The organism is Nocardiopsis rhodophaea, assembly GCF_039530945.1.
Lineage (GTDB): Bacteria > Actinomycetota > Actinomycetes > Streptosporangiales > Streptosporangiaceae > Nocardiopsis_C > Nocardiopsis_C rhodophaea.
The window spans coordinates 169,179-192,999 of the sequence record NZ_BAAAPC010000006.1 but is presented as its reverse complement, the minus strand read 5'-3'; the positions used below and the strand labels follow the sequence as shown (position 1 = coordinate 192,999).

Below are 23,821 nucleotides of genomic sequence, written 5' to 3'. Positions count from 1 at the left end.
ACACTGGAGTAATGAACGACCTCGACTTCGAGAAGCTGCGAGTTCCGCTCGCCATGCCCTCCTACCCGGAGGGGTTCCGCAGCGGGTTCGCCTGCTTCGTCGGCCGGCCCAACGTCGGCAAGTCGACGCTGATGAACGCGCTGGTAGGACAGAAAGTCGCGATCACCAGCAACCGCCCGCAGACCACCCGGCGCACGGTGCGGGGGATCGTGCACCGCGACGACGCCCAGCTGATCGTCGTGGACACCCCCGGCCTGCACAAGCCCCGCACGCTGCTGGGCGAGCGGCTCGACAGCCTCGTCCGCTCGACGCTGGTCGAGGTCGACGTCATCGTGTTCTGCGTCCCGGCCAACGAGCCGATCGGCCGCGGCGACACCTACATCGCGGGCGAGCTCGCCGCGCAGACCGACACCCCGGTCGTCGCCGTGGTCACCAAGACCGACCTGGCCGACAAGCGGCAGATCGGCGAGCAGCTGATGGCCGTGGACCGCCTGGGGGAGTGGGCCGACATCGTGCCGGTCTCGGCCGACAGCGGGTTCCAGGTCGATACCGTCACCGACGTCCTCTGCGGCCACCTGCCCGAGGGGCCGCCGCTGTACCCGGACGGCGATCTCACCGACGAGCCCGAGGAGATGCTGGTCGCCGAGCTCATCCGGGAGGCGTCCCTCGAAGGCGTCCGCGACGAGCTGCCGCACTCGATCGCGGTGGTGGTCGACGAGATGGCCCCGCGCGCGGACGCCCCGCCGGGCAGGGAGCTCATCGACATCTACGCCTCGCTGTATGTGGAGCGCCCGAGCCAGAAGGCCATCGTGATCGGCGCGAAGGGCGCCCGGCTGCGCCAGGTCGGCTCGGCCGCGCGCAAGCAGATCGAGGGGCTGCTGGGCAGCAGGGTCTATCTGGACCTGCGGGTGCGTGTCGCCAAGGACTGGCAGCGCGACCCCAAGCAACTGCGGCGGTTGGGCTTCGACCAGCAGACCTGACGCCGGAGGCCGACCCCGGCGCTGGGCTTCGCGCCCGGACCGCTGTCCCGGGTCTTCGTGGCCGTCGCCACCACGGCGGCCCCGCCCGGCGTGCCGTGGACGCGCCCGAGACCCCGCGGGCGGACCGCGGACCGCGCGGCCGTTCGAAGCGGGCGCGTGCCCGAGCCCGGCCGTCGTCGGCCCGCTCGTACCGCACGTGGGCACCGACGCCAGGGCGGGGCCGTGCTCCCCGCGGCCGGGAAGGTCCGTGGCGGCGGCGTCGCCGAGAAGGCCGACGGCCTGCCGCGGCCGCGGAGCGCGACGACGGTCCGCGGCCGCGGCGAGCGGTCGACGCCACGTCGTTCGGCGCCCCTCCGGAATCCCCCCGACCGCGTCGGTCGAGGCGTCCCCGCGCCCGCCGTCGGCGGTCAGTTCTGGTGGTTCAGGTCTCCGGCCAGGGCCGCCGCCGTGCGCTGCACGATGGGCGCGGCCCTCTCGACGAAGTCCCAGCTGACCCGGGCCTCCGGGCCGGAGATCGAGACGGCCATCATGGCCGGGCCGCCCTGGACGCCGACCGCTAGGCAGCGCACCCCGATCTCCTGTTCGCCGTCGTCGATGGCGTATCCGCGCTCACGGATCCGGGCCAGCTCGGAGGCGAACGCCTCGGGTGTCGTGATGGTGCGGTCGGTGGCGGCCGGCATGCCGGTGCGCCGCACGGTGGCCAGCGCCTCGTCCTCGGGCAGCTGGGCGAGCAGGGCCTTGCCGACACCGGCGGAGTGCGGCAGGACGCGTCGGCCGACCTCCGTGAACATGCGCATAGCGTGCGGGGAGGGGACCTGCGCGACGTAAACGACCTTGTCCCCGTCGAGCATCGCCAGGTTCGCGGTCTCGCCGAGGTCCTCCACGAGCTGCGACAGATGAGGCCGGGCCCAGGTACCGAGCATGCGGGAGGCGCTCTCGCCGAGGCCGATCAGCCGGGGGCCCAGGGCGTACCGCCGCGAGGGCAGCTGCCGCACGTACCCGTTGCCGACCAGGGTGCGGATGATCCGGTGGATGGTGGGCAGGGGCAGGCCGGAGGCGTCGGCCAGTTCGCTCAGGGAGATCTCCCCGCCCGCGTCGGCCATGATCTCCAGCAGCGCGAAGGCCCGGTCCAACGATTGGACCCCGCCGGCGCGCGGGCGGGTGCCGGGCAGGGGATCGGAGTCCGACCCGGCGGCGCCGGTGGCTCCTGGGGCAAGGGGATCGGCGGCGCCGTTGCCGCCGGCCGCTGTCGATGACGTTGCCAAGGGTCTCCAGCTCCCAACACGTGACCGCTTCGATCGGTGTTCTCGGTTCCTCGCGGTCGCACTCTTCGGAGTTCTCATTCTGCGATACGGAAGCAGTGGAGGATACCCGTTTGGGGTTCCCGAGGGCCCGCTCGTGGTGCTCGTGGTGGCCCCGGGGTGAGGTCTCTCCGCCGCTTGCTCTTGTTCTTCCGAATTGTAGAAGTTAATGTCCGCTATATAGAAGCACTCGGATCGGGATTCTGTAGGGGCAGCCCGGCCGTGGCCGACCGGAGTGACGAAACGGAAAGGGTCATCAGCAGTGGGTATGCAGGGTTCACCGCGGGGCGGCGCGGACCTGGCCGGTATCGGCCTGGACGATCTGAACGATGCCCTTGACAGGCGGCTGGCCGATGCCGACGCCAGGTTGCTGGAGCGGTATCCAGGGGAGCGGGGGCGGCGCCAACCGGTGCACACCGTCTACGTCCCCGCCGACCGCGTCCATTCGGGGATCGCGCGTGCGTGGGGCGACCAGGCCCTCCACCTTCTGGCCGAGACCGCGCCCGACGCCACCGCCCTGGCGGCGGCGACCGGCCTGGCCGAGGACATGGTGGCCGACTGCCTCCCCCGCGTCCTGGACAAGCTGCGCACCGAACCCGTGGAGGACCTCAGGATCGACCTGGAGGACGGCTACGGCAGCCGCTCCGACACTGAGGAGGACCGCCACGTGCGGGAGGCCGCCGCGGCTCTGTGCGCCGATCTGGCGGCGGGCGCGGCCCCGCCCTACGTCGGCATCCGAATGAAGGGCATGGAGGCCGCCGGGCGGCACCGGGGTCTGCGTACCCTGGCCCTGTTCCTCGGGGCCGTGCTCGACGGCGCCGGCGACCTGCCGGACGGCTTCGTCCTGACCCTGCCCAAGATCACCTCGGTGGAGCAGGTCGAAGCGATGGTGTGGGTGACCGAGCAGCTGGAGTCGCGGTTCGGGCTCGACACGGGGCGGCTCGGCTTCGAGCTGCAGATCGAGACCCCGCAGTCCATCCTTGCCCCCGACGGCACCGCCGCCGTGGCCCAAATGGTGCACGCGGGCGGCGGGCGCGTCACCGCCCTGCACTACGGCACCTACGACTACAGCGCCGCGTGCGGGGTCACCGCCGCCTACCAGAGCATGGCGCACCCGGCGGCCGACCACGCCAAGGCGGTCATGCAGCTGGCCGCCGCGGGAACCGGGGTGTGGCTGTCGGACGGGTCCACCAACGTGCTCCCGGTGGGGACGCCGGAGGACGTGCACGCCGCCTGGCGCCTGCACGCCGGACTGGTCCGCCGCTCCCTGGAGCGGGCCTTCTACCAGGGGTGGGACCTGCACCCGCACCAGCTCCCCACCCGCTACCTGGCCACCTACGCCTTCTACCGGGAGGCCTTCGCCCCGGCGGCCGACCGCCTCAGGGCCTACCTCGGCGCGCTGGACAGCGGCGTCCAGGACGAACCGGCGACCGCCCAGGCCCTGTCCGCGGCCCTGGTGCGCGGCCTGCGCTGCGGCGCGCTGGGCGAGCGCGAGGTGGAGAAGGCCACGGGGGCGAGCGTCGACAGCCTCACCTCGCTGGCCGCCCGCCGTGTGGGCTGAGCCGGATCCGGGCTCCGCGCATGACGAACGCGGGGTTCCCGGGGGAACCCCTTGCATCCAGCTAACTCGGACGGTGGGCCGCGCCGCCACCGCGATGAATTGACCTGTGGACCACGAGTGGGATGGGACGTTATGGCACAACACGACTACGACCTGACCATCCGCGCACGCCGGGCGGTGGCGGGGGATGAGGAGCGCGCCGTCGAGATCGGCGTGAGAGAGGGGCGGATCGCCGCAGTGGCGGCCCTGGGCGCCGGGCTTGACGCCGACCGAACCGTCGACCTCGCCGACGACGAGGTGCTGCTCCCCGGCCTCGTCGACAGCCACGTGCACGTGAACGAGCCCGGCCGGACCGAGTGGGAGGGCTTCGCCACCGCCACGCGCGCCGCCGCGGCCGGCGGTGTCACCACGATCGTCGACATGCCGCTGAACAGTGTCCCGCCCACGACGACGGTCGAAGGGCTGCACGTCAAGCGCGACGTCGCGCGTGACCAGGTCGCCGTCGACGTCGGGTTTTGGGGCGGGGCCGTTCCGGAGAACACCGGGCCGCGGACGTCCGACGAGCTGCGGGCCCTGCATGAGGAGGGCGTCTACGGCTTCAAGTCGTTCCTCTCGCCCTCGGGCGTCGACGAGTTCGGCCACCTGAGCCCCGAGGAGTACCGTGCCGCCGTCGCCGCAATCGGCGCGTTCGGCGGGATGATCATCGTGCACGCCGAGGATCCGCGCGTCCTTGAGGCCGCCCCGCCGGCCCAGGGCCGCACATACGCCTCCTTCCTCGCCTCCCGGCCCGACGAGGCCGAGCACGCGGCGATCCGGCTCGTCATCGACACCGCGCGGGCCACCGGCACCCGGTCGCACATCCTGCACCTGTCCACCGCGACCGCCCTGCCGCTGATCAAGGAGGCCAAGGACGACGGTGTTCCGCTCACCGTCGAGACCTGCCCGCACTACCTCACCATCGCCGCTGAGGAGGTGCCCGCCGGGGCGACGCAGTTCAAATGCTGCCCGCCCATCCGCGGGGCGGCCAACCGGGACGCCCTGTGGCGGGCCCTGGGCGAGGGCCTTATCGACTGCGTGGTCAGTGACCACTCGCCGAGCACCCCCGACCTCAAGGAACTGGGTACCGGCGACTTCGGCACGGCGTGGGGCGGGGTGTCGGGCCTGCAGGTGGGGTTCCCGGCCGTCTGGACGGAGGCCCGCACGCGCGGGTACGCGCTCAGCGACGTGGTGCGCTGGATGGCGCGGCGCCCCGCCGAGATCGCGGGCGTGCGCGGCAAGGGGCGTCTGGAGGTCGGCTACGACGCCGACTTCGCCGTGGTGGCCCCCGACGCCTCCACCCGCATCGACGCCGCGACCCTGCAGCACAAGCACCCGCTGAGTGCCTATGACGGCCGGGAACTGACGGGCGTGGTCCGGCAGGCCTGGCTGCGCGGCGCGCCCGTCGACCCGCAGCGGCCCCGAGGGCGGCTGCTCCGGCGGTAGCCGACGGAAACCGGCGCTGGGTGCGGCCGTGGCCCCGGACGCGAGCGCGTCCGGGGCCACGGCTCTGTCGGGTACGACCGACCCGCGGGACGTGTCAGAGCACGCGCTCACCACGGCCCCGGTTGGCCGGTCCGGGAGGTCAGCCGCAGTACTCGGCCTCCTTGCCGATGACGCGCTGGGGGCAGTCCGCGTAGTCGAGGAGGTGCATGACGGCTTCGCGGTTGCGCGTGGTCTCCCTGGGGATCACCTCGTCCGGCGGGTAAAAGCCGCCGCCGGACTGGCTGGAGGGGTACATCTCGAAGGTGTAGTTGAAGATCCGCTGCTCGCCCCACAGCCAGTCGTTGATCGTCCCGTCCGTGATGTACAGGTCGCTGGACTGCTCCGGGGTGTAGCCGTTGGTCCGCGCCATGAGGCGGCCGAGTTCGGCGTGGGTGTTGTAGTCGTCCGGTGTCATGCCGGGCCCGGTCTCGTCGTAGGTGTAGCCGTAGGGCCACAGGATCAGCTCACTGTAGGTGTGCCAGTCGATGGCGACCGTGATCTGCTGCTCGCCGTTGACGATGCGGCCGCGTACGAAGTCGGCGACGGCCCTGACCTCGGGGGCGGACTCGGGGGAAGCGCCGCGGTAGGTCTGGGAGCCGGGCCACCCCGACGATCCGCCGCAGCAGCCCCAGTTGTAGTCCCAGTTGCGGTTCATGTCGGTTCCCACCGCGGAGGTGCGCGGGTTGGGCTGGCGGTTCTTGCGCCAGTGGCGGTAGCTTCCCGTGACGATGTCGTACTCGCTGCCGTCGGGGTTGAGGTTGGGCAGGATCCAGATCTCCCGGCTGTTCAGGTAGTCGGTGATCTCCCGGTCCCGGCCGTACTCGTCGGTGAACAGCCCCAGGAGGTAGACCGCCATCTCGACGGTGAGGTGTTCACGCGCGTGCTGGGAGTGGGTGAACAGGACCTCCGGCTCGTCCTCGTCGGTCTCGACGTTGCCGCTGATCTTGACGGCCATGATGTCCCGGCCCCGGTAGGAGGAGCCGATCACGTATTTCTTCGCGATGTCGGGGTGGTCGGCGACCGTCGTGTCCACGACCTCGGTCAGCTCGTCGAAGTTGTGGAAGTCGGAGTCGCTCGGTGGGAAGTCCTGGAGTCCCGGAGCGCCGGACGCGCCCGCATCGGGCAGCTCGACGAGGTCGTAACCGAGCGCGTCGACACGGTCGGCCTCGGCCGGTGTGGCGGTGATGACCAGCGATTGCTCGCCCACCTCGTCGATGGCGACGCCGGTCCGGGCGATCTCGGTGCGTTCTTGGGGGGTCGAGGCGCCGGCGACCGCGTAGCGCTGGGGCGGTGTCTCGTCCGAAGCGGACGCGGGGGCGGCGGTCATGGCGGTGCTCAGGAAGAGGGGGATGAGGGCAGCGGGGATGAACAGTCTTCGCCGTTGCACAGTGCCTCCTGTGGGGGATGTGGGGGGAGGTGAGGCGCTGAACTGCACTGCCCATTTGAGATATATGGGAGGGAGTCGTCAATACTTGAACAAGTCTGATCATGTACCGGATTCACCGATAAATCCGGCAATCGGCAGGTAGGACCTGTTGCACAGCGCAGCGGATTGGCCACAATCGGCCACATCGTTGGTGGAGGATTGTCCGAAACGATGAGATCCGCTACGCGTGCGGCCACTGCGCACGAATCATCCGTCTGGTCGTGAGCGCCACCGGCATCGACGGCAATGAGATACCCCTACGACTCCGCCACCGTCGACAACCGAACCGCCGTGCGTGGAGCCGGGTGCCCGAACTCGTCCAGCGGTCAGCGGGCGCGTGTACCGGGCGCTGGGCGGTGGGCCGGCGTCCACCCGCCCACCGCCCGGGACGGCGCGTGCGGGCGGCGTCAGCCGCCGTCTCCGGCTCCCTTTGCTGTGCCGATGATGTGGAAGCACAGGTTCAGCAGGATCGCGCTGACCGCCGCGGCGACGATGCCCGAATGCAGGACGAGCGCGATCGTGTGGGGGAAGCCCTCGTAGAAGCCCGGTGCGGCCAGGGGGATGAGGCCGAAGCCGAGCGACGTGGCCACCAGGATCAGGTTGAGGTTGTTGGAGAAGTCGACCCGGCCCAGGGTGCGGATGCCGCTGGCCGCGACACTGCCGAACAGCACCAGCCCGGCGCCGCCCAGCACCGGCATCGGGATGGCGGCCACGACCCGCCCCAGCACCGGGAACAGCCCGAGGGCGATCAGCAGCCCCGCGCCCGCGCCCACCACGTAGCGGCTGCGCACGCCGGTGAGCGCCAGCAGTCCGATGTTCTGCGCGAAGGAGCTGGCCGGTGTGGCGTTGAAGATGGGGCCGATCAGTGAGGCGCTGACGTCGGCGCGCAGCCCCGCCGAGATGCGCGCGGCGTCGACGCGCGCCCCGGTGATCTCGCCGACCGCGATGATGTGCGACGCGCCCTCGGTCAGAACGACCAGCATGATGACGCACATGGTGAGCACGGCCGCTACCTGGAACTCTGGGGCGCCGAAGTAGAAGGGGGAGCCGAGAGCGAACATCGGCCCGTCGGCCACCGCGCCGAAGTCGGCCTTGCCGAAGGGCAGTGCGATGAGCGTTCCGGCGGCGAGGCCGAGCAGAACCGCGATGCGGCCGAGCAGGCCGGGCAGGACCCGGGAGAACAGCAGGACGCAGCCGAGTGTGGCCGCCGCCAGCCCGAGATCGCCCAGGGTCGGCACCGACGTCGCGGTCCCGTCCACCACGATGGTGTGGCCGTTGGTGATCCAGCTGACGGCCACCGGCATCAACGACAGGCCGATGACGGTGATGATGGTGCCCGTCACGACCGGTGGGAAGAAGCGGACCAGCTGTCCGAAGAACGGCGTCAGGCACAGCGCGAAGAAACCGCCGGCGAGAGACGCGCCGAACACGGCGGGCAGACCGTGGTCGCCGGCGATGCCGGTCATCGCGCCCACCGGGACGAACGACGCGGCGACGACGATCGGCATCTGCGCTCCGATGCGCCGGTGCCCCAGGCTCTGCAGCAGGGTAGCGATCCCGGAGGTGAGAAGGGCGCCGCTGATGAGGATGCCCATACCAGCGGCGTCGACCCCGGCGGCGGCCCCGAGGACCAGGACGGGGGCGACGGCCCCGGCGTACATGGTGAGGATGTGCTGGAGTCCGTAGAGGAAGAGCAGCTTCGGGGGGAGCCACTGGTCCTCGGGCCGCGTCGGCGGGCTCCCGTCAGCCGGGCGGCCCGTAGAAGGGTGCTCCGGGTCGTTCGCGGTGGCGATGCTTGCGGCCGATTCGTCCTTGGGGGACCTGGAGAATCTCATGCCGGTTTTCAGCCCCTTGCGATCTCAGCTACCCGGTCCCGATCACCGGCCCGGGGACATCGACCGGTGGGAGAGCGGGTCGTTGCGGGTGATGGGTGCGTCGGGGGCACGGCTCAGACGCCGGTGGGAGGGCAGAGGCGCCTTCGACGCGCGCGAGGTGCGGTCCCACGGGAGTGGGGCGGGGGAAGGGTCGAGAACAGGACCGAGGAGGGAGCCGGGGAGCGGGGCGGCGTACGACCGGCCGGGGCCGGGGGCAGGGGGCCTCCCGGCCGTCGCGGCGCCGCGGGATCACACGAATCCGGGGACCGTCTCCCACGCCCGACCTGCATCAGGGGCGTCATCGCGTTCGACGGTGGCCTCGATCTTGCCGTAGGGACGGTCGGCCGCGAAGAACACCTCGTTGGGGTTGTCGAGTCCGAACGGGGACAGGTCGACCAGGAAGTGGTGGTTGTTGGGCATGGAGAACTTCACCTCGGCGATCTCCGGGTGCGCCTCCAGCACGGCCGTGCCCATCGCGTACAGCGTCTGCTGCAGCGCAAGGCTGTGGGTGGTGGCGAACGTCTCCAGCAGGATCGCCCGGACCGACGCGTAGGCCTTGTCCCAGTCGACGTCGGTGCCGATGTAGCGCCAGCGGGCGGTGACATCGGTGGCCAGGATCCGGTCGGTGGTCTCCTTGAGCGTCGTGTACTTCGTCTTCGGGTAGCCGTGGAACTCCGAGCCCGTGGACTTCAGCACGGTCAGGCCGTCCAGGCCGGAGACGACCCACTCCTGGTCGCCGTCCTTGGTGACGACCGTCGTGCGGGTTTCGCCGCCGCGTCGGACGAAGGAGTGGTCGTGCGGGCCGTCGGCGGTGGCGATACGGTCCCAGCCGTACTCCTCGATCTCCTGGCGGGCGCCCCGGACACAGTCGTGTTCGTCGACGAAGTGCCGGGCGAGCAGAAGGGCGAAGTCCTCGACGGCGCCGACGCCGTTGTTCTCCTTGGCGAAGGCGTAGACGGTGTTCTTCTGGGTGTCGGTGGGGATGCAGTTGGCGTTGTCGCCCTCGACGTGCACGGCCTCGAAGTCGCCGCGCAGCTGGGAGGTGACGCTGATGTCCTTGATGCGGTGGACGTCGGTGCCGCGGTCGATGTGGACCAGGCGTACCTCGGCCTTGCCGTACTGGTTGTCTCCGAGTCGGATTCCCACGTTGGGTCAACTCCATCCGGTATCTGGGAAGTCGGGAGAATCTGCCGACGCGGTGTCCGCGCGCGGGGCCCGCCGGGCGGGGACTCCGGGGCGCGTGTGGAGTGCCGCGTCTGGTGCGCCCGAGGGAGGACCGCTGGTCATGCGGAAGGACCTATCACGCACTCGAAGAGGGAAAACGTCGGTTTCCGTGGGTCGTCTAGCTCCCCCTGTAGGTCGAGAAGGCGTACGGGCTCAGCAGCAGGGGCACGTGGTAGTGCGCGTCCTCGTCGCTGAGATCGAAGACCACGCTGACCTCGGGATAGAACCCGCGCTGGCCAGTGCGGTCGAAGTAGCTGGCGGTGTCGAAGGTGACCCGGTAGACCCCGGCGGGCAGCTGGTCGGGGCCGAAGTCGGGGATGCGCCCGTCGTCGTTGGTCGCGCCGCTGGCGACGGGTTTCCAGGAGGAGCGCCGCGCGTCCGCGGCGGCCTCCAGACGCACCGGCACCCCCGTGGCGGGTCTGCCGAGGGCGGCATCCAGAACGTGCGTGGTCACGTGGCTCATGATCCGTCCAATACCTTTCCGACACGCAGCAGCGCGATCTTGCGGAACTCCCCGGCGACGACGCGGGTCTCGGTGGCCGGATCGTTGTTCATGCGGTTCCTCAGGTCGGCCAGCAGCTCCTCGCTACAACGCCCGCTGGCGCAGACGAGGTAGATGTGGCCGAAGCGGGCCTCGTAGTCGGCGTTGGCGGCCTTGAAGGCGGCCTCGGAGTCGGCGCCGTCCGCGGTGACGGCGGACTGCTCGCCCCGGGACCACGTCGACTCGGTGTCGTCGCCGCTCGCGCGCTCGCCGATGCGGGGGTGCCGGGCGATCGCGGTTCGGACCTCGTCGTCGGTCATGTGCCGGGCGTGGCTGTCGGCCGCGGCCAGGAGCGCCTCGCGCGAGGCGAAGGGGCGCTCGCTTTCGAGGGCGCGGACCCAGCGGTCGACGTCGAGGCAGCGCGCGAACTCGGTGCGGAACTCCGTGGGTGACAGCGCGTTGACGCGCCGCAGGCCCGGGTCGCCCACCACCTCTGACGTGGTGCTGTCAGGCATGTGTCTCTCCAGTGAGCAGGTCATGCTCCGGCCGGAGGCCGCACGTCGGCGTCGCCGCCCAGCGCGCACGCCAACCGGTGACCTGCGGACGGGGCCACGGGCCGCCAACCGGGGGCGTTAGCGGCCGCCCCCCGCGTTTCGAGCAGATTTCGTAGTGCAGAAACAATCTTCTACATGTCGGACTGTAGCGCCGATCACAGGGCTGTTTCAAGGTTCCATGCCCCGTCGATTCCGGACAAATCGCCGCGCCCTCGGTCGGCGTCCGTCGGGTGGTTGACAAGGCAGGGGTGGAGGCGCACACTCAAATCATTCCTTCAAGCGAAAAGTGTTTTCCGTATTATGAAATCAACCCCTGTTTGAGGAGGCGAGACATGAGCCAGACACCGGGCGGCACATCGGGGCACACGCTGCGCTACACCGTGAACTGCTCATTGCTGTTCACCGAGCTGCCCCTGCACGAGCGCCCGGCCGCCGCACGCGCGGCGGGGTTCGACGCGGTCGAGTTCTGGTGGCCGTTCGAGAGCGCGGTCCCCACAGACACGGAGGTCGACGCCTTCATCACGGCGCTCGACAGCGCGGGTGTCCGCCTCACCGGCCTCAACTTCTTCGCCGGAGCCCTGCCCGGCCCCGACCGCGGCGTGCTGTCCCAGCCCGACCGCGTCGGCGAGTTCCGCGACAACATCGACGTCGTCCTCGGCATCGCCGAGCGCACCGGGACGAAGGCGTTCAACGCCCTGTACGGCCTGCGCCAGGACGGCGTCGACCCGGCCGAGCAGGACCGCCTCGCGTTGGAGAGCGTGCTGGCCGCGGCCGAGGCGGTCGCGGCGATCGGCGGCACCGTCCTGATCGAACCGATCAGCGGCTCGGAGGGCTACCCGCTCAAGACCGCGGCCGACGGGCTCGCGTTCGTCGCCGAGGCCACCAAGGCCGGGGCGGCCAACGTGGCCCTCCTCGCCGACTTCTTCCACCTCGCGGTCAACGGCGACGACGTCGCCGCGGTCGTCCGCAACCACGCCGCGGAGTTCGGTCACATCCAGATCGCCGACGCCCCCGGCCGCGGCGAACCGGGCACCGGACAGCTCCCGCTCGACGACCTGCTGGCCGCCGCGCAGGCCGGCGGCTACGACGGCTACGTCGGCCTGGAATACAAGCCGACCGTCCCCAGCGCCGAGAGCTTCGGCTGGCTGCGGGGCTGACGCCCGCGCCCTTTCCGGCGGCGGGCACCCGTCGCCCTCCCGTGCCCGCTCCCTTTTCCATCCTCCGCACCGAAAGGACACCGCACGACATGTCCACGAACCTCGAAACCGCTCACGGCGGCGACGTCCTGGCCCCGGAGAAAGGCCGCATCGCGTTCATCGGCCTCGGCATCATGGGCCTGCCCATGGCCGTCAACCTCGTCAAGGCGGGCTACCACGTCACCGGCGTCAATCTCGACCCCGCCAAGACGCAGAAGCTCGCCGCCCAGGGCGGCCACGCCGCGCTCTCCATCGCCGAGGCGGTCGCCGACGCCGACATCGTCATCACGATGGTCCCCGACTCCCCGGACGTCGAGTCCGTCCTCCGCGGAGAGGACGGCGTGTTCGCCAACGCGGCGCCCGGGGCCCTCATCATCGACATGAGTACCATCCGCCCCGATGTCTCCCGCGAGCTCGCGGAAGAAGGCACCGAACGCGGCTTCCGCGTCCTCGACGCCCCGGTGAGCGGCGGTGAGGCCGGCGCCATCGAGGCCAAGCTCTCGATCATGGTCGGCGGCGCGCAGGCCGACTTCGACGCCGCCCGCCCAGTGTTCGACGTGCTGGGCACGACCCCGGTGCTGGTCGGCCCCCCGGGCGCCGGTCAGACCGTCAAGGCCGCTAACCAGCTCATCGTCGCGGGCAACATCCAGCTCGTCGCCGAAGCCCTGGTCTTCCTGGAGGCGCACGGCGTCGACACCGACGCGGGCCTGCGGGTGCTCAACGGCGGGCTGGCTGGAAGCACGGTGATGACACGCAAGGGCGAGCAGATGCGCGAGCGCAACTTCGACCCGGGGTTCCGCATCGCGCTGCACGACAAGGACATGAAGATCGTGACGACCGCCGCCCGCGAGGCCGGTGTCGCGATACCGCTCGGCGCCCTGGTGGCGCAGTTCGTGGGCGCCCTCAAGGCGCAGGGACACGGCGGGCTGGACCACTCCGCGCTGCTCAAGCTCGTGGAGGAGCTGTCCGCGAGCGCCGAAAAGTAACCGATCTTGACAGGGCCGGGTCAGTCGAACGGAGCCGAGTGCGAGGTCCCGGTCGAGATGACCCGAGAGGACGGGTTTCCGCCGGCGGTTCTGGCCGTCCGGACTCGCGACTTATATGTGTGCTCCGCGCGAGAACCGGCGACCGGGGTGTTGGCCGCACCCCAAGGTCCGCCGGCGGACCCCCTACAACCCCCTAGCACGTGAAGGGTTCACTGAAGATGGTACAGATGCCCGCGATGAACGCCGTCGTCGAGGTCCTGAAATCCGAAGGCGTCGACACCGCCTTCGGCTGCCCGGGCGCCGCGATCCTCCCGCTGTACAAGGCGTTGGAGGAGGTCGGCGGAATCGAGCACCTGGTCGTTCGCCACGAAGAGGGCGCGACCCACATGGCCGACGGCTGGGCCCGCACCAACGGCAGGGTCGGTGTCGCCATCGGCACCTCCGGTCCGGCCGGCACCAACATGATCACCGGCCTCTACACCGCGCTGGCGGACTCGATCCCGATGGTGTGCATCACCGGTCAGGCGGTCTCCACGCGGCTGCACCAGGAAGCCTTCCAGGCGGTGGAGATCGTCGACATCGCCAAGCCCGTGACCAAGTGGGCGGTGCAGATCAAGGAGGCCGGCCAGGCGCCGTGGATCTTCCGGGAGGCGTTCCGGATCGCCCGCGAGGGCCGCCCCGGCCCCGTCCTGGTCGACATCCCGCTCGACATCGCCCAGCAGGTCATCGAATACGACCCCGCGATCGACGCGCCACTGGCCGTCAGCACCGTTGAGCCGCACCTGCCGCGCGTGGAGCGCGCCCTGGACATGCTGCTGGAGGCCGAGCGCCCGCTCATCCTGGCGGGCGGCGGCGTCATCATCGCCGAGGCCGCCGAGGAGCTCCGCGACCTCGCCTCCTACCTGAACATCCCGGTCCAGGTCACCCTCATGGGCAAGGGCTCCTTCGACGAGGACAGCCCGCTGTACTCCGGTATGACCGGCGTGCAGACCTCCCAGCGCTACGGCAACGCCTCCTTCCTGGAGTCGGACCTGGTGCTGGCGGTCGGCGCCCGGTTCGGCGACCGGCACACCGGACAGCTGGACGTGTACCGGGGCGCGAGGAAGTTCATCCACGTCGACATCGAACCCACCCAGATCGGCAAGGTCTTCGAACCGGACCTCGGCGTCGTCTCCGACGCCAAGTTGTTCCTCGGCACGCTGCTGGAGGCGGCCAGGCGGCGCGGGGCCGGACGCCGGCCGGGCGCCTGGGTGGAGCGGATCGCCGAGCTCAAGCGGACGATGGGCCGCCGCGAGGACTTCGACTCCACGCCGATCAAGGCACCACGCGTCTACAAGGAGATCAACGAGGTCTTCGGCGCCGACACCTACTTCGTCACCGCCATCGGCCTGTACCAGATCTGGGGCGGTCAACACCAGAAGGCCCACAAGCCGCGGCACTACCAGATCTGCGGCCAGGCGGGCCCGCTCGGCTGGGAGATCCCGGCGGCGATCGGCGTCCGCAAGGCGGTGGAGGCCACCGAGCCCGACGCCGAGGTCGTCGGCATCGTCGGCGACTACGGCTTCCAGTACATGGTGGAGGAGCTGGCCGTGGGCGCCCAGTACGACGTCCCGTTCGTCCTCATCATGATCAACAACGAATACCTGGGGCTGATCCGCCAGGCGGAGATCCCCTACGACATGAACTACCAGGTCGACATCCACTACGACGAGTACGGCACGGACAACGTCAAGATCATGGAGGCCTACGGCTGCTCCGGCCGCCGGGTCCTGGATCCGGCGGACATCCGCGAATCCCTGGAATGGGCCCGCAAGGAGGCGCGCCGTACCTCGCGGCCGGTCCTGGTCGAGATCATGATCGAGCGCGAGGCCAACACGCCGCACGGCCCGTCCATCGACGCGGTTAAGGAGTTCGAGCCGGCCCCCGCGTAGTCCACGCCGCCCACGGCATCCCCGCCTACCGCCGCGCGGGCGGAGGAGGGGGACGGGTCCGCGACCAGGGCGCCGCGGTGGCCACTTGGCCGGGCCACCGCGGCGCCCTTTTCCCCTGATGCGCACCCCGCTGCCGTGCGGCGTCCCCGGGACAGCGACGTTCGAACCCGGGGGTGCCGTTTCCCGCCGCCACCTGTCTGGTACCGTGATCAACGTTATGCTGCGCGAGCTGCTTCTCCTTAGCGGCCGCGGCGCGGGTCGGTAGAAAACAGGTCGACTCCCACGCCGCGGGGCTTTGCCATGGTCTGGTCGGCCACGACATCGCGAGCACACTTCCAAGGAGCATCTTCCATGGTTCCGCAGCAGCAGCCCAGCGGTATGCCCTTCGAGCGCTACCGTCCCTTTCCCGCGGTCGATCTGCCCGACCGCACCTGGCCGTCGACGACCATCACCACCGCGCCCCGGTGGCTCTCCACCGACCTGCGTGACGGCAACCAGGCGCTGATCGAGCCGATGGACCCCGCGCGCAAGCACGAGATCTTCGACCTGCTGGTCCGCATGGGCTACAAGGAGATCGAGGTCGGCTTCCCCGCGGCCAGCCAGACCGACTTCGACTTCGTCCGCAGCCTGATCGAGGGCGGCAGGATCCCCGACGACGTCCAGATCTCCGTGCTCACCCAGGCACGTGCGGACCTGATCGAGCGCACCGTGCAGAGCCTGGTGGGCGCCAAGCGCTCCACCGTCCACCTGTACAACGCCACCGCGCCGGAGTTCCGCCGCGTGGTGTTCAACGTCGACCGCGCGGCCTGCAAGGCCATCGCCGTCGAGGGCACCCGCCATGTCATGAGATGCGCCGAGACCTACCTGGCCGACTCCGCCCTCGCCGAGGGCGGCTACTTCGGCTACGAGTACTCTCCGGAGATCTTCATCGACACCGAGCTGGACTTCGCCCTGGAGGTCTGCGAGGCCGTCATGGACGTCTGGCGGCCCGGCCCCGGCCGCGAGATCATCCTCAACCTGCCGGCCACCGTCGAGCGCGCCACCCCCAACGTGTACGCCGACCAGATCGAGTGGATGAGCCGCAACCTGACCCGGCGCGAGCACGTCTGCCTGTCGGTCCACCCGCACAACGACCGCGGCACCGGCATCGCCGCCGCGGAGCTGGGCGTCATGGCCGGGGCCGACCGCGTCGAGGGCTGCCTGTTCGGCCACGGCGAGCGCACCGGCAACGTCGACCTCATCACCCTGGGCCTCAACCTGTTCAGCCAGGGCGTGGACCCGATGATCGACTTCTCCAACATCGACGAGATCCGCCGCACCGTGGAGTACTGCACCCAGCTGCCGGTGGCCCCCCGCCACCCCTACGGCGGCGACCTGGTCTACACCGCCTTCTCCGGCTCCCACCAGGACGCCATCAAGAAGGGCCTGGCCGCGCTGGAGCGCGACGCCGCCGAGGCGGGCGTGCCCGAGTCCGAGTACCCGTGGCAGGTGCCCTACCTGCCCATCGACCCCAAGGAGGTCGGCCGCGACTACGAGGCCGTCATCCGGGTCAACAGCCAGTCCGGCAAGGGCGGCGTCTCCTACGTCCTCCAGCGCGACCACGCCCTGGACCTGCCGCGCCGCCTGCAGATCGAGTTCTCCCACAAGGTGCAGGAGCACACCGACACCGAGGGAGGCGAGTTCAGCGGCGAGCGCATCTGGGAGATCTTCTCCCAGACCTACCTGGCCGAGGACGGCCCCGTGGCGGTGCTGGCACACCGGTCCGTCCCGGGCGGAACCAGCGGCACCGACGACCCCGAGTACCGCATCAGCGCCGATGTGCGGATCAACGGTGAGATCCGCGAGATTACCGGGAGCGGGCAGGGCCCTCTCTCGGCGTTCTGCGACGCGCTGGCCGCGATCGACGTCAAGGTGCGGGTGGTCGACTACGTCGAGCACGCGCTCAGCGAGGGCACCGACGCCCGCGCGGCCGCCTACGTCGAGGCCGAGGTCGACGGTCGCGCGGTGTGGGGTGTGGGCATCCACCACAACATCACCCGGGCCTCCCTGAAGGCCGTGTGCAGCGCGGTCGGCCAGGCCGCGCGCCGCGCGATCGACTAGCCGAGGCCACGCCCCGCCCGGCCGTTGGGCCCAGCGCAGAGAAAGCGGCGGCCGGTGCCCCCAGCTGGGGGCACCGGCCGCCGGCGGCTGTGGGGGCCGGTCACTTCTGGCCGAAGTTCTGCGTCCAGCGGCCGTCGGCCTCGCCGACGCCGATGGCCTTGAAGTCGCAGTTGAGGATGTTCTCGCGGTGGTTTTTGCTGTTCATCCACCCCTCCATCACGGCCTGGGCGGAAGAGTAGCCCCCGGCGACGTTCTCCCCGCCCCAGGCGGTGTACCCGGCTTCCGCGGCGCGATCCTTAGGAGTCTTGCCCTCGGGCGTCTCGTGCGCCACGTAGTCGCGGGTCGCCATGTCCTCGCTGTGCTTCTGGGAGGCCGTGGTGAGCCGGTCGTCGACCCGCAGCGGCCCGCATCCGGCGGAGGCGCGTTCCGCGTTGACGAGGCTGACGACCTCGGAGGCCTTGGCGGAGGACCCGCCCGAGGGGGCGGCCGAGGACGGGCCAGCCGACGCGGAGGAGCCTCCACCGCCACCGGAGCCGCCCGAGGAGCCCGGCCCGCGCGACGTTTCCTGGGACGCGGTGGAGCCGCCGCTCTTGGACGAGCCGGAGCCGTCGCTGCCGTCCTTCGGGGGCGCGGAGGCCTCCACCTCGCCTTCGGTGGTCGCGGTGGCCTCGCGCTGTCCGGAGCCGCCGGACGCGGAGGGACTGGAGTCCGTGCCCTTCGTACCGTCCTCGCCGTCGAAGAAGTCATCGTCGGAGACGGCGGGCGGGAGGCGCTCGTCCGGGAACGCGCTCCCCACATCCGACCCCGCTTGGGCGGGGCCCTGCCCCTGGGGGATCGAGGCGAGGACCAGCCCGGTGGCCACGCCGAGCCCGACGGGGACGGCGACCAGCGCGCCGATGAGCGGCCGTTTCCACCGGTGGCGCGCTGTCGACGACCCGGTGGACGGCCTGGGTCTCTGCCGTGCCCCGGGCGATTCGTCGCGCTTCCTGGGCAATCGACGGCGTCCGCGTGCCATGCCAGCCAGCCCCCGTTCGGTAGGGAATGTCGGTGCTCGCGCGATCGTAGACCACATCGTGTCCTAAGGGGAGCATGAGGACGAAATGCCGGGAAACGCACACTCGTGAGGTGTGTGGTTACTCAGGCATCGGCGGGGGACGCGGTGGTGCTGGGCGCGCGACCGGGACGGGACCGCCGTAAGGGACGGTCGAATCCCATGCGTGCGCACGTCCGCCTCGCGGATCCGCGACAATGGAGGTGTGAGCCTTTACCGCGACGAAGGGGTCGTCCTCCGCACCCAGAAGCTGGGGGAGGCCGATCGCATCGTGACGCTGCTGACCCGGCGGACCGGCCTGGTGCGGGCCGTCGGCAAGGGGGTGCGGCGCACCAAGTCGCGCTTCGGCGCCCGGCTGGAGCCCTTCAGCCACGTCGATGTGCAGCTGTACACCGGCCGCACGCTGGACGTCATCACCCAGGCGGAGACACTGCGGGCCTACGGCGAGACCATCGTCACCGACTACCCCCGCTACACGGCGGCCACCGCGATGCTGGAGACGGCGGAAAAGATCGTCGTCGTCGAGAAGGACCCGGCCCTGCGCCAGTTCCTGCTGCTCATCGGCGCGTTGCGGACGCTCGGCGAGAACAGCCACGACCCCCGGCTGGTGCTCGACGCCTACCTGCTGCGCTCACTCGCGGTCGCCGGATACGCGCCCGTCCTGCAGGAGTGCGCGCGCTGCGGCACGCGCGGCGAGCACCGCGCGTTCGCGGTCCACGCGGGCGGCATGGTGTGCACGCCCTGCCGGCCGCACGGGACCACCCATCCCGCACCTGAGTCGACCCGCCTGATGACGGCGCTCATCAGCGGCGACTGGGCGGCGGCCGACGCCAGTGAGGAGCGGCACCGCAACGAGTGCAGTGGACTCGTCGCCGCCTACCTGCAGTGGCACCTGGAAAACGGAATCCGATCTCTGCGCCTTGTGGAGCGTTCTTGAGCCTGTTCAACTCCTCACCATCCAAGGCCCCCGCGCGGGGGTACACGCCGCCGAGCCGGCACCCCAGCGGTGCGCGCCCCCCGCAACTGCCCGCGGAACTGATCCCGCGGCACGTGGCCATCGTCATGGACGGCAACGGCCGCTGGGCCAAGGAGCGGGGGCTGCCCCGCACCGAGGGGCACAAGGCCGGTGAGGGCTCTCTGTTCGACGTCGTCGAGGGCGCCCTGGAGCTGGGTATCCCCACGCTGTCCGCCTACGCCTTCTCCACCGAGAACTGGAAGCGCTCGCCCGACGAGGTCCGCTTCCTCATGGGCTTCAACCGCGACGTGATCCGGCGGCGCCGCGACGAGCTGCACGCCATGGGGGTCCGGGTCCGCTGGGCCGGGCGCCGCGGGCGGCTGTGGAAGAGCGTCATCTCCGAACTGGAGGACGCCGAGGAGATGACCAAGAACAACACCGCGCTCACCCTCCAGTTCTGCGTGAACTACGGCGGCCGCGCGGAGATCACCGACGCCGCCGCGGCCCTCGCCCGCGCGGCGGCCGAGGGCCGGATCAACCCGGACAAGATCACCGAGGCCACGGTCGCCCGCTACCTGGACGAGCCCGACATCCCCGACGTCGACCTGTTCCTCCGCTCCTCGGGCGAGCAGCGCACCTCCAACTTCCTGCTCTGGCAGTCCGCCTACGCCGAGTTCGTCTTCCTCGACACGCTCTGGCCCGACTTCGACCGGCGCCACCTCTGGCACGCCTGCGAGGTCTTCGCCAGCCGCGACCGCCGCTACGGCGGCGCGGCACCCAACCCGGTTCCCGACACATCGGCCGGCGCGGGCACGGACACCGGCGCCACCACCTCCTGAGCCGGAGCGCGGTCGGGAGGGACGACGGGAGAGTTCCCCCTCGTTTCCGTGGCCCCTCCCACCGTCGTGCCCTGCGGTGACGTACCGTGAGTCCGGTAACAAAAAGCCGCGATTCCGTAACCTACTATCGCGTAACCGTGGTGTCGCGAGGCATCATCAAATACCATGCGCGGCTTTGATTTGGACCAGAACGGCATTATCTCCTATGTCGCTCTCGGCGACAGCTTCACCGAGGGCATGGATGACCCCTACCCCGACAGCGGCGAGACGCCGAACGGCCGGTACCGGGGCTGGGCCGACCGCTTGGCCGAACACCTCGCCGACAACGCCGCCGAGGTCCGCTACGCCAACCTCGCCGTCCGCGGCAAGCTCATCCGGCAGATCGTGGCCGACCAGGTGCCGCGGGCCATGGAGCTGCGGCCGGACCTGATCACCATCTGCGCGGGCGGCAACGACATCATCCGCCCCGGCACGGACCCCGACGAGATCGCCGAGATCTTCCGCCGCACCATCGCCAAGCTCAGCGAGACCGGCGCGACCATCGTGATCTTCACCGGCATGGACACCGGGTTCCAGCCGGTCATGCGCCACCTGCGGGGCAAGATCGCCACCTACAACATGCACCTGCGCGCCATCGCCGACGAGTACGGCTGCCTGGTCGTGGACCTGTGGAGCATGAAGCCCCTGCAGGACCACCGCGCCTGGAGCTGGGACCGGCTGCACATGTCCCCCGAGGGCCACCGCCGTCTGGCGCTGCGCGCCTGCGAGGTCCTGGGACTGCCGGTCGACGCCGACTGGCGCGAGCCCTGGCCGCCGGAGGCACCCAAGGACTGGCGACTGGCCCGCCAGGACGATCTGCACTGGGCGCGCGAATTCCTGGTGCCCTGGATCGGCCGCCGCCTGACCGGGCGTTCCTCGGGAGACGGCCTGCGTCCCAAGCGGCCGAACCTGGAGCGCCTGCGCTGACGGCCGGATCGCCGCCGCGCCGACCGGCCGACGGACACAGAGAGGCGCGCCACCGATCAGGGGATCGGTGGCGCGCCTTCGCTGTCTCCGCCGGTGCCGCCCGCGGAGAGGACCGGGCGGGGGCCCGGTACCGCGGACGAGCCCCGACGGCCCCGGTGACCGCTACCGCTCCGACTGCGCCGACGCGGCGCAGGACGCGCAGGTCCCGAACACCTCAACGGTGTGGGTGACATCGCTGAACCCGTGCTGGACTCCGATGCTCTCGGCCCACTTCTCCACGGCCGGGCCTTCGATCTCCACGGCCTTCCCGCACTCACGGCACACCAGGTGATGGTGGTGGGTGTCGGTCAGACAGGCGCGGTAGACGGCCTCTCCGTCACTGGTGCGCAGTACGTCGACCTCGCCGGCATCACTCAGTGCCTGCAGCGCGCGGTAGACGGTCGTGAGCCCGATCTTCGAGCCCTCGGAGCGAAGGTCCGCATACAGATCCTGAGCGCTGCGAAAGCCGGTGCTCTCACTCAGCGCCTGTCGGACGGCCTCGCGACGTGTACTCATGTGGATACGCTCCCCCGATCGGTCTGGGGCATCGTACCGGCCCCAGCGACCTCGACCTCCTCTCGGGGGGCACGGGGCGCGCCACGCCGCCCGCGTATCAGGCGACTGACAGCCACCGCCACCGTGAACACCGCGAGCGCGAGCAGCACAATGGCCCCACCCGGCGCTACATCCACATAGTAGGTCGTGGACAGCCCGCCGACAGCGCACAGCACGCCAATGCCCACGGCCAGCGCCATGGTGACCCTGAAGCTCCGGGTCAGCTGCTGGGCGGCGGCCACTGGCACCACCATCAGCGCGCTGACCAGCAGAACGCCCACGACCCGCATGGCGAGGACGACCGTCAGGGCGGCGGTGACCGCGATGACCATGCTGAGCAGGCGAACCGGCAGCCCGTGGGCGCGGGCCACCTCCTCGTCCTGGCAGAGCACGAACAGCTCGCGGCCGAAGTAGCCGATCACGGCGATCACGACCACCGCCAAGCCGATGATCACCCAGACGTCCTCCTGACTGACACTGCTCACCGAGCCGAACAGGAAGGCCGTCAGCGTCGCGCTGTTGGCCCCCGGCGTCAGGCCGATGAGCAGCAGGCCCCCGGCGATGCCGCCGTAGAAGAGCAGTGCGAGCGCCACGTCGCCGCTGGCGCGGGCGCGCACGCGGATCAGCTCGATCAGGACGGCGGCGGCGCCGGCGACGAGCAGGGCAACGACGACCGGGGAGTTGCCGGTCAGGTACCCGAGGGCGACGCCGGTCAGCGCCACGTGGCCGATGCCGTCGCCGAGCAGGGCGAGGCGGCGCTGCACCAGGAAGGTGCCGATGACGGGGGCGATGAGTCCCACCAGAACGGCGACGATGAGGGCCCGCTGCATGAAGTCGTACTTCAGCAGGTCGAGCAGGGGCAGATCAAGCAAGTCGGGGTACCTCGATGTCGGGCACCGCGGCCGTCGGCGCGGGGGCCTCGCCGGCGTGCGGGTGGATATGGTCGTGGCTGCGGCGCGGCGCGGGGCCGTCGTGGGCGATACGGCCCTCGGACAGCACCAGGCTGCGCTGGATGAGTGGCTCCAAGGGGCCGAGCTCGTGCAGCACCAGGACGACGGTGGCGCCGCGCTCGCTGAGAGCGCGGATGGTGTCGGCCAGGGCCTCCTGGCTGCCCGAGTCGACCCCGGCCATCGGCTCGTCCATCACGAAGGTGTCGGGCCGCCCGGCCAGTGCGCGGGCGATGAGGACGCGCTGCTGCTGGCCGCCGGACAGTTCGTGCACGGAGTCATTGGCGCGGTCGGTGAGCCCCACGGAGGCCAGTGCGCTGGCGACGGCGGAGTGATCGTCGCGCGTGGCCCGGCGGAGCCGGCGGCGGCGCGCCACCTGGCCCGAGGCGACGACTTCGCGGACCGTCGCGGGGACTCCGCCCCCGGCGGACAGGCGCTGGGGGACATAGCCGATGCGGGCCCAGTCGCGGAACCGGCTCAGCCGGGTGCCGTACACCTCGACACGACCGCTGACGAGCGGCGTGATCCCGAGCATGGCACGCATGAGGGTGGACTTGCCCGAACCGTTGGGGCCGAGGATGGCCAGCGTCTGGCCCGCGGGGACGTCGAAGGTCACGCCCCGGAGGACGGGAGCGCGCTCGTAGGCCACGACGGCGTCGGTCACACAGAACGCGGGAGGAGCGGGGCGCTGGTCCGGGGCGGTTCGCGGATCCCGGCCGCCGGTGGATTCGACGTTCACGTGTCAAGTGTGCCGAAAACGAAAATGGTTGTCAAAACGTCCCGTATGCGTTGTCCCTGCCGAAGCCGTTAGAATAGCCCGCTTTGCAGGAGGCCGAGGGCCAACAGGGTAGCGACCACGACCGCCCGCATGGCCCGCTCCCCGCCCCGCAGGCCAGGCCAGGCCAGAAACGCCAGCCAGGCGAAGAACCCGGCGAGCAGCGCCAGCAGTAGCGCGCCCAGCAGCCCGGCCAGGAGCAGCCCCGCCACGAACACCCCGGCCATGGCCACCGGGAGGATCCACCGCGGGGCGGTGTGCAGCCACACCAGCGGGACGGCGCTGCGGCGCTCGATCTCCTGGCGCAAGGGGCTGGCGTCCGGGGTGAAGAACGACTCCCCGGGCGGCAGCGGCCGGGGAGCCGACCCGGTACCGCCGGGGCGCGGTCGGGATGTGCTCTCGCGCTTCTTCTTGCGCTTGGGGGACACGCGACTCCTTCGTGCTGCTCGGACGAGACCTAGTACCGGCTGGCAGCCTACTGAGGAATCGATATCCCAAACAGGTGGATCACAGTCCTACTCTCTGCATAAACCGACTCCTTCTAGCAGTTATGTTTGTT

General features: G+C 70.7%; 21 protein-coding genes. 10 read left to right on the top strand and 11 right to left on the bottom strand.

What is annotated here, in order from left to right; all coding sequences use genetic code 11:
* Positions 1-11: 11 nt before the first annotated feature.
* Positions 12-980 (top strand): GTPase Era, encoded by a 969-nt coding sequence (gene era, locus ABD259_RS08850; protein ID WP_344104087.1) that lies wholly within the window; start codon positions 12-14, stop codon positions 978-980.
* Positions 981-1,387: 407 nt separating this feature from the next.
* On the opposite strand, the gene ABD259_RS08845 is transcribed toward era, so the two are convergent.
* Entirely contained in the window at positions 1,388-2,152 is a 765-nt protein-coding gene (locus ABD259_RS08845; RefSeq protein WP_344104241.1) for an IclR family transcriptional regulator, read from the bottom strand.
* Between the two features lie 397 nt (positions 2,153-2,549).
* Between ABD259_RS08845 and ABD259_RS08840 the strand changes: the two genes are divergently transcribed.
* Both ABD259_RS08840 and allB read left to right on the top strand, forming a co-directional pair.
* Entirely contained in the window at positions 2,550-3,842 is a 1,293-nt protein-coding gene (locus tag ABD259_RS08840; protein WP_344104090.1) for a DUF6986 family protein, read from the top strand.
* A 132-nt stretch (positions 3,843-3,974) separates the two neighbouring features.
* Positions 3,975-5,324, top strand: a complete 1,350-nt coding sequence (allB, locus tag ABD259_RS08835) for an allantoinase AllB (protein ID WP_344161433.1) — start codon at positions 3,975-3,977, stop codon at positions 5,322-5,324.
* Between the two features lie 139 nt (positions 5,325-5,463).
* On the opposite strand, the gene ABD259_RS08830 is transcribed toward allB, so the two are convergent.
* The 5 genes from ABD259_RS08830 to uraD all read right to left on the bottom strand — a co-directional run bounded on the left by ABD259_RS08830 (position 5,464) and on the right by uraD (position 10,883).
* A complete protein-coding gene (locus ABD259_RS08830; RefSeq protein ID WP_425573496.1) occupies positions 5,464-6,750 on the bottom strand; it encodes a M14 family metallopeptidase in 1,287 nt (428 codons plus the stop codon).
* Positions 6,751-7,196: 446 nt separating this feature from the next.
* A complete protein-coding gene (locus ABD259_RS08825; protein WP_344104095.1) occupies positions 7,197-8,624 on the bottom strand; it encodes a nucleobase:cation symporter-2 family protein in 1,428 nt (475 codons plus the stop codon).
* 288 nt (positions 8,625-8,912) lie between these two features.
* A complete protein-coding gene (gene pucL / locus ABD259_RS08820; RefSeq protein ID WP_344161430.1) occupies positions 8,913-9,809 on the bottom strand; it encodes a factor-independent urate hydroxylase in 897 nt (298 codons plus the stop codon).
* 196 nt (positions 9,810-10,005) lie between these two features.
* Positions 10,006-10,350: a hydroxyisourate hydrolase gene (uraH, locus tag ABD259_RS08815; protein WP_344104101.1), complete on the bottom strand. Its 345-nt coding sequence runs from the start codon at positions 10,348-10,350 to the stop codon at positions 10,006-10,008.
* Positions 10,347-10,883 carry a 2-oxo-4-hydroxy-4-carboxy-5-ureidoimidazoline decarboxylase gene (gene uraD, locus ABD259_RS08810; protein WP_344104103.1) on the bottom strand — a complete coding sequence of 179 codons (537 nt, stop codon included), beginning with the start codon at positions 10,881-10,883 and terminating at the stop codon, positions 10,347-10,349. Before uraD ends, uraH begins: the two co-directional genes overlap by 4 nt.
* A 371-nt stretch (positions 10,884-11,254) precedes the next feature.
* Here uraD and ABD259_RS08805 point away from each other — a divergent pair, with 371 nt between their 5' ends.
* The 4 genes from ABD259_RS08805 to leuA all read left to right on the top strand — a co-directional run bounded on the left by ABD259_RS08805 (position 11,255) and on the right by leuA (position 17,135).
* On the top strand, positions 11,255-12,079 hold the full coding sequence (locus ABD259_RS08805) for a hydroxypyruvate isomerase family protein (protein ID WP_344104106.1): 825 nt from the start codon (positions 11,255-11,257) through the stop codon (positions 12,077-12,079).
* An 89-nt stretch (positions 12,080-12,168) separates the two neighbouring features.
* The gene (locus ABD259_RS08800; RefSeq protein WP_344104109.1) at positions 12,169-13,104 is read left to right on the top strand and encodes a 2-hydroxy-3-oxopropionate reductase; all 936 of its coding nucleotides are present in this window, start codon (positions 12,169-12,171) and stop codon (positions 13,102-13,104) included.
* A gap of 218 nt (positions 13,105-13,322) precedes the next feature.
* Entirely contained in the window at positions 13,323-15,035 is a 1,713-nt protein-coding gene (gcl, locus tag ABD259_RS08795) for a glyoxylate carboligase (protein WP_344161427.1), read from the top strand.
* Positions 15,036-15,386: 351 nt separating this feature from the next.
* Positions 15,387-17,135, top strand: coding sequence for a 2-isopropylmalate synthase (gene leuA / locus ABD259_RS08790; RefSeq protein ID WP_344104113.1), 1,749 nt, complete (start codon positions 15,387-15,389; stop codon positions 17,133-17,135).
* Between the two features lie 100 nt (positions 17,136-17,235).
* Here the strand turns inward: leuA and ABD259_RS08785 are convergent, their stop codons facing one another.
* Positions 17,236-18,129, bottom strand: coding sequence for a CAP domain-containing protein (locus ABD259_RS08785; RefSeq protein ID WP_344104115.1), 894 nt, complete (start codon positions 18,127-18,129; stop codon positions 17,236-17,238).
* Positions 18,130-18,391: 262 nt separating this feature from the next.
* Between ABD259_RS08785 and recO the strand changes: the two genes are divergently transcribed.
* The 3 genes from recO to ABD259_RS08770 all read left to right on the top strand — a co-directional run bounded on the left by recO (position 18,392) and on the right by ABD259_RS08770 (position 20,946).
* Entirely contained in the window at positions 18,392-19,123 is a 732-nt protein-coding gene (gene recO, locus ABD259_RS08780; protein ID WP_344104117.1) for a DNA repair protein RecO, read from the top strand.
* Entirely contained in the window at positions 19,120-19,980 is an 861-nt protein-coding gene (locus tag ABD259_RS08775) for an isoprenyl transferase (protein ID WP_412759401.1), read from the top strand. Before recO ends, ABD259_RS08775 begins: the two co-directional genes overlap by 4 nt.
* A 165-nt stretch (positions 19,981-20,145) precedes the next feature.
* Positions 20,146-20,946, top strand: a complete 801-nt coding sequence (locus ABD259_RS08770; RefSeq protein ID WP_344104119.1) for an SGNH/GDSL hydrolase family protein — start codon at positions 20,146-20,148, stop codon at positions 20,944-20,946.
* Between the two features lie 162 nt (positions 20,947-21,108).
* Here the strand turns inward: ABD259_RS08770 and ABD259_RS08765 are convergent, their stop codons facing one another.
* The 4 genes from ABD259_RS08765 to ABD259_RS08750 form a co-directional block, all read right to left on the bottom strand.
* A complete protein-coding gene (locus ABD259_RS08765) occupies positions 21,109-21,501 on the bottom strand; it encodes a Fur family transcriptional regulator (RefSeq protein WP_344104121.1) in 393 nt (130 codons plus the stop codon).
* Positions 21,498-22,397, bottom strand: a complete 900-nt coding sequence (locus ABD259_RS08760) for a metal ABC transporter permease (protein ID WP_344104247.1) — start codon at positions 22,395-22,397, stop codon at positions 21,498-21,500. The genes ABD259_RS08765 and ABD259_RS08760 overlap by 4 nt, the downstream gene beginning before the upstream one ends.
* A gap of 7 nt (positions 22,398-22,404) precedes the next feature.
* Entirely contained in the window at positions 22,405-23,226 is an 822-nt protein-coding gene (locus ABD259_RS08755) for a metal ABC transporter ATP-binding protein (protein WP_344104123.1), read from the bottom strand.
* A gap of 68 nt (positions 23,227-23,294) precedes the next feature.
* Positions 23,295-23,690, bottom strand: coding sequence for a DUF6703 family protein (locus tag ABD259_RS08750; protein WP_412759402.1), 396 nt, complete (start codon positions 23,688-23,690; stop codon positions 23,295-23,297).
* Between the last annotated feature and the right edge of the window lie 131 nt (positions 23,691-23,821).

Bases quoted from the DNA above. Each gene is read 5' to 3' on its own strand.
- ABD259_RS08825 (WP_344104095.1), bottom strand. From the start codon at position 8,624: ATGAGATTCTCCAGGTCCCCCAAGGACGAATCGGCCGCAAGCATCGCC.
- era (WP_344104087.1), top strand. From the start codon at position 12: ATGAACGACCTCGACTTCGAGAAGCTGCGAGTTCCGCTCGCCATGCCC.
- uraD (WP_344104103.1), bottom strand. From the start codon at position 10,883: ATGCCTGACAGCACCACGTCAGAGGTGGTGGGCGACCCGGGCCTGCGG.
- ABD259_RS08770 (WP_344104119.1), top strand. From the start codon at position 20,146: ATGCGCGGCTTTGATTTGGACCAGAACGGCATTATCTCCTATGTCGCT.
- leuA (WP_344104113.1), top strand. From the start codon at position 15,387: ATGGTTCCGCAGCAGCAGCCCAGCGGTATGCCCTTCGAGCGCTACCGT.
- gcl (WP_344161427.1), top strand. From the start codon at position 13,323: ATGGTACAGATGCCCGCGATGAACGCCGTCGTCGAGGTCCTGAAATCC.
- allB (WP_344161433.1), top strand. From the start codon at position 3,975: ATGGCACAACACGACTACGACCTGACCATCCGCGCACGCCGGGCGGTG.
- ABD259_RS08800 (WP_344104109.1), top strand. From the start codon at position 12,169: ATGTCCACGAACCTCGAAACCGCTCACGGCGGCGACGTCCTGGCCCCG.
- ABD259_RS08765 (WP_344104121.1), bottom strand. From the start codon at position 21,501: ATGAGTACACGTCGCGAGGCCGTCCGACAGGCGCTGAGTGAGAGCACC.
- ABD259_RS08805 (WP_344104106.1), top strand. From the start codon at position 11,255: ATGAGCCAGACACCGGGCGGCACATCGGGGCACACGCTGCGCTACACC.
- ABD259_RS08840 (WP_344104090.1), top strand. From the start codon at position 2,550: ATGCAGGGTTCACCGCGGGGCGGCGCGGACCTGGCCGGTATCGGCCTG.
- uraH (WP_344104101.1), bottom strand. From the start codon at position 10,350: ATGAGCCACGTGACCACGCACGTTCTGGATGCCGCCCTCGGCAGACCC.